This window comes from Dyadobacter sp. CY326 (assembly GCF_021390515.1).
In the GTDB taxonomy this organism is placed as follows: domain Bacteria; phylum Bacteroidota; class Bacteroidia; order Cytophagales; family Spirosomataceae; genus Dyadobacter.
Map to the genome: position 1 here is coordinate 398,026 of NZ_JAJUXI010000008.1, position 8,571 is coordinate 406,596.

Sequence of the window (8,571 nt, forward strand, 5' to 3'; positions counted from 1 at the left end):
GGTTATTTTACGGTAACAAGTCACCAATTGTCTACTTTTATAGCACATTTCTGTTAATTAATTTCCCTTATCTTATTTTAGTACAATTTGGTTAGAGAAATTAGGAATGTGCGCGCCAACCCGATCAGCGGAGCTTGGGATTTATCGTATTTTTGCGCGTATAATAACGGTTATGTATGAAGGTTGAAGAGATAGAGGATTTTTTTAGGGCGTTGCAGGATAACATTTGCCAGGCAATCGAAGCAACCGATGGCATTGGAAAGTTTAGGGAAGACATTTGGGCGCATCATTCTGGCGGCGGAGGCAGGACGCGTTTGATCCAAAACGGCGATGTTCTGGAAAAGGGCGGCGTCAACTTTTCAAGTGTAAAAGGAGAAGTGCATCCGCGACTCCGGCAGCAAATGAACCTGGGCGATAATGATGATTTTCATTTCACGGCAACGGGCGTTTCCATCGTCATGCATCCCAAAAATCCACACGTCCCGATCATCCATATGAATGTCCGTTATTTCGAGCTAAGCAATGGCACTTGCTGGTTTGGCGGCGGCATTGATCTCACCCCGCATTATGTGGTGGAAACTGACGCGCAATTTTTTCACACAACATTGAAAAGCGCATGCGACCGCCATCATCCTGATTTTTACGAAAAATTCAGCAAATGGGCGGACGATTATTTTTATATCCCGCACAGAAATGAGACGCGCGGCATTGGCGGCATTTTCTTTGACTATATGAAACCTGACGAAGCGGGAAATGGCAATGCACTTTCGAAGCGGCAGCTTTTTGATTTTGTCAAAGATATTGGTGAATCATTTGCGCCAATTTACACTGCATTGATGCAGAAACACCGTAACGATCCTTTCACGGAGCAACAAAAACAATGGCAATTCCTGCGCCGCGGGCGTTATGTGGAGTTTAATCTGGTTTGGGATCGGGGAACTAAATTTGGTCTGGAAACAAATGGGAGGACAGAGTCAATCCTCATGAGCTTGCCGCCCCAGGCAAATTGGGAATATAATTTTGAACCCCAACCCGGCTCCGAAGAAGCGAAAACTTTGGAATTACTAAAAAAAGGGCTGAATTGGGCTTCCTGATTTGTCATAAATGAGATAACCATTTGCTACGACCAGCGGCGACTCAAAATTATTGGTGTAAAGCTGGCCCGTTCCCAAACCTTGCGGAAGTGGATTGTTGTAGGAAGCGGTAAATTGGGCAATGGCGCTGAGGCCAATGTTGGATTCCAATGCAGAAGTGATCCACCAGTCAATGTTCAACCGGTTTGCAATTTCAATCCACTCGGCTGTGTGCCGGAAGCCGCCGAGCAATGTTGGTTTTAATATAATGAAAGGCGGCATCAGCTTTTTGAGCAGGGCAAACTTTTCACGATAATCAAAAATGCCGATCAGTTCTTCATCCAACGCGACAGGAACCGGCGACGAAACACAAAGTTCCTGCATCAGCTGATGCTGCCCTGGCTTCACAGGCTGCTCAATTGAATGCAAGTCAAATTCCGCCAGTTTTTTGAGCTTATCATCCACTTCACCGGCTTCAAAAGCGCCATTGGCATCCACTCGGAGCGTAATGTTGTCCTTATCGAATTTATTCCGAATGGATTCCAGAATGCGGCATTCCTGATCAAAATTGATGGCGCCGACTTTCATTTTCAATGTCGAAAATCCTTGTGCGAGCTTGGCCTGCACTTGTTCGGACATATGCTCGTAGGAGCCCATCCAGATCAGTCCGTTCATTAAAATGCCGCTTTCGCCTCTTGAAAAAGCATTTTTAAATTGAACCCTCTCGCCGCCATTCATGATATCCAGCAAAGCCATTTCAATGCCGAAACGAACCGAAGGCAAATGTTGCGGGATAACCTGATCCAAAATAATCCCCAGATTGAAAGGAAAAACGTCCAGGTCCATCTCATTGAAGAGCGCGCAAACGGCTGCGAGCTGTTGCTCATAATCCGGCAAATCGTCGACGCTCAATCCCGGCAAAGGACCGCATTCACCATAACCTTCGACGCCCGGCTGTTCGGAATCAGTTATTTTGATAAGCCAGGAAGTCTTCTGTGTCAGAACCCCTCGTGAAGTGCGCGCTTCATTACGAAAATGCAGCGTGTAGGGTCTATACACAATTTTTAAGGGCATAATTTTGCGGTGTCAGATTTTTTCGGGGCACAATATTAGGCAAAAAATACGTAATTATGCACCAGTTATGAAAGAACATGATTGGATAAAAATTGCACTCACACCGTTCTCTTGGGTTTATGGTTTCATCACCGACCTGCGGAATTTGTGTTACGATCACCAATTATTTTCTTCTAAAAAACCTGCGCAATTCATCATTTCCATCGGCAACCTCACCGTCGGCGGAACCGGCAAAACGCCTGTTACAGAATATCTCACCCGCCTGCTTGCAAGCAAAGTTCCAACTGCCATATTAAGCCGCGGTTATGGCCGCAAGACCAAAGGTTACCGATTGGCTAACAGCGCTTCAACGGCTGAGGACATTGGCGATGAGCCCGCGCAATATTTCCGCAAATTCAACCCTGATGTGCTTGTGGCAGTCTCGGAAAGCCGCGTCAAGGGTGCAGAAAACATTGCATTGGACTTTCCTGAAATCACGCTGCTTTTGCTGGATGACGCTTTCCAACACCGGGCCATTCGTCGGGACATTAACCTGCTTTTAAATGATTTCCAAAGGCCTTTTTACAAAGATATGCCTTTCCCTGGCGGTCGCCTGCGCGAGCAGAGACGGGGCGCAAAAAGAGCTGACGCTGTTATCGTAACCAAGTCCCCTGCCCTGCTTACTGACATTGCCAGGGCGGAAATCATGGAGCATATTCATCAATACAGCCACCCCGACACGCCCGTTTTCTTTTCATCCCTCTCATATTCTGAACCGGAAAGTTATGCGGGGGGCACGGCTTCGTTAAAGAAAGTTAAAATGGCTGTCGGAATAGCAAATCCGTTGCCCTTCGCTGCACATCTGCGGGCCAGGTTTGACGTTACAGAAGAGGCGATATTTAGGGATCATCACAATTACACTGCCCATGACGTGGAAGCACTGATTAAGAACTTAAAAAACGATACTTTTGTGGTAACAACCGAAAAGGATATGGTCAAGTTGAAGCCACTGGTGGACGCTTTGGGTGCGGCAGGAAAGTTTGCCTATATTCCTGTTAATGTGAGTTTCGGCCATGATACAGCGCGCTTCCACGAGTGGATTTTTAGTCAGACAGATCACCTTTTTCGCGCAGAACGATAGTTTCCTTTATGAGAATTTGTTTTTGTATAATACTGTGGTTTTTAGGCAGTTTCATTTTTCTTAACCCAATTGCATCAGCACAGGTGCGCATGCCCGGCGGCGGCGGCATGCAGATGCCCGGAGGCATGGGCGGCGGCAACACACGAGGCCAACAGGGAAGCACAAGCGCGCCTAAACCCGGCGGCGCGATTCTGGACGACAGCACAAAAAGCATTTACGGACCCAAAACCACGCTGCATTACTACGAAAACGACATTTTAAATAACCGCGATTCGCTGCGTTATCGCGTGGACACCAGCCTCACCAACTTCCACCGCTGGACGCCCGTCGATCGCTCCTGGGGAAAGCTTACAGATCTGGGAAATACGGCAACTGCAACACGTAATCTGCTTTTTGAGCCGCGACAGGACATTGGCACGCAGCTGGGTTTTCGGGTGTATGACGCCTATGCGATCAAGCCGGAGGAAGTGCAATATATGGATACGAAATCGCAGCATACGGAGCTCAATTTCATTTCCGGCGCTCGCAAAACGTCATTAGGAAGTTTTTCTTACACGCAGAACGTCCATTCGCGTTTCAACTTCGGACTGGCTTTTCGCAGGCTGACTTCCAACAAACAATACGGATTTGTCAACACATTGAATTCAGGCGCTTTTTTGGGACAAAACTGGCAGCTTCTTATGCACACGAGCTTTTTTTCCAAAAACAAAAAATACCTGATCCTCGCACATTACAGGCACATGAACCAGAAAGTGCGCGAACAGGGCGGCGTGATTCCAAATGTGGAAAATGGCATTATCGAAAAATATTCTTACGACGGCGCGGCGCGAATCAGTGACGACGCCAATTCCTGGGAACGACGCCAGGGACTTCATATTTACCAGCAATATCGGCTTGCCAACGGTTTTCAGGTTTTCCAGCAAGCAGATTATTCCACTGTAATCGACCGTTATACTGACCTGGACATTACGCGCGGTTTGGAAAAAGAGGTTTATCCTGCGGCTAAATATGACCTCGAAAAAACGCGTCAGGACATTTATTACAGGCTTTTTGACAACAAGATTGGGATCAAAGGTTTTTATTCCGGCTTCAATTATCGTGCTTTTGTAAGACAGCGTTTTTATGGCATGCGCGGAGCAACCCAGCTTGGTAATGAAATCGGCGAAACTTATACGACTTACAAAACTGGGCTGAAATTTGACAACATTCTCGGCGCGTGGCTGGGCTATTATCTCAAAGATTCCATCCAGTATTTGACAGCTGAGGCGGATCTTAATCTCGCTGCAAATGTAGAATATCGCTTAAAAGGCGAGCTGAACACACGGTGGGGAAAAGCGGGTTTCCAAAGCATTCAAACGGCTCCCGATTTGCTTGTGCAGCGTTACCTGAGCAATCATTTTGACTGGCGTAACAACTTCGATCCTACGAAAGTGCAGACCATTTACGCGTCGCTGCCATTGAAAACCAACAAGATTTCGTTCATTCCCGAAATCCAGATTCATCAGGTCAATGACTACATTTATTACGACACATTGGCGCTTCCCAAGCAGCTGAATGCTGGTTTTCGGTTGTTACGAGTCGGTTTCAATTCTACAGCAAATTTGAAAAGATGGAATTTCACGGCAATGGGCTATCTAACATTGAATGACAACAAGGATGTAATCCGCGTTCCGGCACTGTTTGCGAGCGGCGAGGCGACGTTTGATTTTGTGTATGCCAAAGTGCTTTTCATTCAGCTTGGTTTGGCGGCGCGCTATCGTTCCGGTTATCTTGCCGACGACTATATGCCTGTGACACAACAGTTTCACCTCCAAAACGGTTATCGCCTTGGTGATAACGTGGTTGTGGACGGCTTTGCCAATGTGCGCATTACGCGCGTGCGGCTGTTCTTCAAAATGTCTTACCTGAACCAAGGCGGCAGTTTCGGGCTTTTTCCGAAAGGTTATTACGTTGCACCGGGTTACCTGGGCTTGGCAAGATCCTTTTCTTTCGGGGTCAACTGGCCATTGTTTGATTAAAACTGATTACATGCAATCCTTTCTAAATCTTGTTGCAAAGCACATTCTCAGCAACCATGCGGCACTGGAAAGGGTCAATATTGTCGTTCCTACCCGCAGGGCTGCATTCTTTTTAATGCAAGAATTAGCCAAGGAAACAACGGAGGCTATTATGAGCCCGAATGTTGTGGCCGTGGACGATTTTGTGGAAAGCATTTGCACGCTGGAAATCGAAGATCCCGTTCATTTGCTGTTTGATCTGTATGAAACATTCAAGGAAATTGACCCTGATGTGCAGTTTGACAGGTTTATGGGATGGGCGTCCGTGCTGTTGAATGACCTGGATAAAATTGATCAATATCTTGTCAAAACCTCCTATTTATTCGAATATCTGACCGAAGCGCATGCCATTAACAGGTGGCAGGAAAGCATGCCGGCAGGCCGGACTTTCCAGACCGAGGGCGGCACGAAGCAATATTTCTCTCTTTTTGAAAATATCAACAAAGTCTACATTTCATTTCGCAACAGGTTGCTGGCCAAAGGCAAGGCTTACCGCGGAATGGCTTATCGGGAGGTTGCAGAAGATGTAAACCAGCTTTTGGTCGAGAGAAGCGAGTTTGAAAAGCTGTATTTCGCGGGTTTCAATGCATTTACGGAATCCGAAAAGGTCATTATTACTGCATTAATCAAGGCCGGAAAGGCGGAAGTGCTCTGGGACACAGACCGCTATTACATGTCTGAGAATGTGGGCGTTGAAGCGGGAAAAAGTCTCAGGGAATATCAAAAGAGCAAGGCTTTCGGGCCATGGAGCTGGACGACCGATAATCTGACGACTTCAGAGAAAAACATTACCATTTACGGCGTTCCCAACGCAACATTGCAGACCAAGGTTGCGGGAGCGCTTTACAAGCAAATGCTGGAAAGCGACGGTCCGGATCATGCAGTGCCGACCGCGATCGTGCTTGCCGATGAAAATTTGCTCGCTCCTATGCTTTATTCGCTGGATGAAGGCGTAAGCGACTTGAATGTTACAATGGGACTTTCCATGCGTAACTCGCTGCTTTACACGCTCATAGACAGCATTTTCGAATTGCAGCAAAATGTGGTTGAGTTCAAAAATAAGAAAGGACAACTGATCAGAATCCCGAAATTTGGGCATAAATCGATCAATAAGGTTCTGAACCACCCGTTTATCCGACATTATGAATATGTTGCGCTGACGCCGTTGAGCGATGGACAGACGATCATTCAAAAAACGCTTTGGGCCATTACAAAAGGCAATCAGGTTTTCCTCAGCAGTGAAGATCTGATCGGGCTGAGCGATAACCATCCCTTGTTCCGGATCCTGTTTACACATTGGCAAAAGAACAATTCAAAACAGGTTATCCAGACTTTTTACGAGCTGATTGAGTTGTTGCGTGAGGTCTACAAAGATTATAAAAACGCGCTGGAAACGGAATATCTTTATCTTTTTTACACGCTGCTCAAACAATTCGAACAGACCATTGAGGAAAAAGCCGAACTGATCACATTGCGGACGCTTCGTTCATTCATGTTTGAACTGATCAGGCAGACCAAAATTCCTTTCAGCGGCGAGCCGATCAGCAATCTGCAAATCATGGGCATGCTGGAAACACGGGCACTTGATTTTGAGCGCATTATCATTCTTTCGGTGAATGAGGGAATGATTCCGCAGGCCAAACGCCAGCATTCGCTGATCCCGTATGACGCCGCGCAGGCAGTGGGTTTGCCAACGCATCAGCATCAGGAAGCGGTTATGTCCTATCATTTTTACAGACTCTTGCAGCGCGCGAAAGAGGTGCATATGCTTTACACGAGCACCAATGATGCGCCCGGTGGCGGAGAAAAAAGCCGGTTTATCAGACAGGTTGAATATGAACTGGCGCAATACAATCCGCAGCTGACGATTTCAAACAAAACGGTCGTTCTGGAAAGCAGGGCGCAGGAAGAATTGGATGAAGTTGTGCGCAAGGATGATGCGATGATCGCTGTTATTCGTCAATATCTGGCAGGAAAAGGCATTTACCCGACCCACTTGAATGAGTTCATCCGCTGCTCCATGCAATTTTATCTCAAACACATTGTGGGTGTGCGAGAAAAAGAGGAAGTGGAAGAAGAGCTGGGCATGGATAAAATCGGGACCTGGCTGCATGCCGCATTGGAAAGGCTTGATAATGAATTCTTTCTAAAAAAATCAGATCCTTCGGAAGAGCAAATTAAGGCTGTTCTCAGAGACGAATTTGATGAAAAATTCAAGGGTTATGTGACGGATATGGGCCTTAACCGCATTTACTATCAAATCGGTGAACAGCAAGTGCTGGTGTTTTTGAAACATCATATGTCGCAAAAGCCGCGGAGAGAAATCCTGGCCGCTGAGCAACCATTGAATACAAATATTGAGTTGATTTTGCAGGGAACCTACACGCCGGTCCGCATTGGCGGCAAGATCGACCGCATTGAACAAAGTGAAGACGGGACGCTGTTTGTCATGGATTATAAAACCGGAAGCGTGGAGCTGACAGGCAAGCAAAAACTCTCCGATCCGATCAGACGCGAAGAAGTGATCCGCACCGATCCGGATCGGAAGGTGGGTTATGTGCGACAGCTTTGGATGTATGAATATCTGATGTATCGCAAAATGCTTGACGAGAAAGGGCTGCGGCTGGGCGGGAAAGTGTATGAGTTTGGCAACTATGCCGTGAAGTCAGGTTTTTATTCGTTCCGCGATCCTAAAAACCTCATTGCCAACCCGCTTGACCTTACCGAACAACTTGCTCCCGAGGAGTTCATTGCCAAGTCAGAAGTTATCCTGACAGACATTCTGAATGTATTGCTCGACCCAGACATTCCGTTCCGAAAAACGGGCGATCTGACAACTTGCCAATATTGTGATTTTGTTGGCATATGTGGCCGCTGAGCCGCTATTAACATAAAATAACATTTCCAGCTTGCAACCAAAAGCAGCCGAAAACGATCTTTTATACAAATTCAAAAGATGAACTCATGATCGTTCTCGTCAAATTAACCCTTTGTATTTTGTGGCTTGTGGCCTTCGCAATGACCTGCCTCGTGATGGGCGCGGTATTTCCTTTGATCTTAATATATGAGAAGCTCAGGACTGTTATGGATAGCGCTTCCGTTCAATAAAAATCAAAGAGGCATGTGTGATAAAAACGAAAAAAGCGATTGGAAAATGCACTGCCCCCAAAAAGTTAGACACTTCTTGGGGGCATTTTTATGGGCAAAAACAGAAAACACGGTGCAGCTTTCCGGCTTATGCTTGTCA

At 46.6% G+C, this 8,571-nt stretch carries 5 protein-coding genes; 4 read left to right on the top strand and 1 reads right to left on the bottom strand.

The genetic code is table 11. The features are described 5' to 3' along the window. Positions 1 to 176: 176 nt before the first annotated feature. Positions 177 to 1,094 carry an oxygen-dependent coproporphyrinogen oxidase gene (hemF, locus tag LZG73_RS18115; RefSeq protein ID WP_233853219.1) on the top strand — a complete coding sequence of 306 codons (918 nt, stop codon included), beginning with the start codon at positions 177 to 179 and terminating at the stop codon, positions 1,092 to 1,094. Here the strand turns inward: hemF and menC are convergent. Continuing rightward, the gene (gene menC, locus LZG73_RS18120) at positions 1,065 to 2,147 is read right to left on the bottom strand and encodes an o-succinylbenzoate synthase (protein ID WP_233853221.1); all 1,083 of its coding nucleotides are present in this window, start codon (positions 2,145 to 2,147) and stop codon (positions 1,065 to 1,067) included. The genes hemF and menC overlap by 30 nt on opposite strands. Positions 2,148 to 2,214: 67 nt before the next feature. Between menC and lpxK the strand changes: the two genes are divergently transcribed. Genes lpxK through LZG73_RS18135 form a run of 3 tightly spaced genes read left to right on the top strand, consistent with a single transcriptional unit; the run spans position 2,215 to position 8,202 of the window. Next, positions 2,215 to 3,267 carry a tetraacyldisaccharide 4'-kinase gene (gene lpxK, locus LZG73_RS18125; RefSeq protein ID WP_233853223.1) on the top strand — a complete coding sequence of 351 codons (1,053 nt, stop codon included), beginning with the start codon at positions 2,215 to 2,217 and terminating at the stop codon, positions 3,265 to 3,267. Between the two features lie 8 nt (positions 3,268 to 3,275). After that, positions 3,276 to 5,285, top strand: a complete 2,010-nt coding sequence (locus LZG73_RS18130) for a putative porin (protein ID WP_233853225.1) — start codon at positions 3,276 to 3,278, stop codon at positions 5,283 to 5,285. A gap of 10 nt (positions 5,286 to 5,295) precedes the next feature. After that, a complete protein-coding gene (locus LZG73_RS18135) occupies positions 5,296 to 8,202 on the top strand; it encodes a PD-(D/E)XK nuclease family protein (protein ID WP_233853227.1) in 2,907 nt (968 codons plus the stop codon). Positions 8,203 to 8,571 lie beyond the last annotated feature (369 nt).

Coding starts and splice junctions, on each gene's coding strand:
- hemF (WP_233853219.1), top strand. CDS start 177: ATGAAGGTTGAAGAGATAGAGGATTTTTTTAGGGCGTTGCAGGATAAC.
- menC (WP_233853221.1), bottom strand. CDS start 2,147: ATGCCCTTAAAAATTGTGTATAGACCCTACACGCTGCATTTTCGTAAT.
- lpxK (WP_233853223.1), top strand. CDS start 2,215: ATGAAAGAACATGATTGGATAAAAATTGCACTCACACCGTTCTCTTGG.
- LZG73_RS18130 (WP_233853225.1), top strand. CDS start 3,276: ATGAGAATTTGTTTTTGTATAATACTGTGGTTTTTAGGCAGTTTCATT.
- LZG73_RS18135 (WP_233853227.1), top strand. CDS start 5,296: ATGCAATCCTTTCTAAATCTTGTTGCAAAGCACATTCTCAGCAACCAT.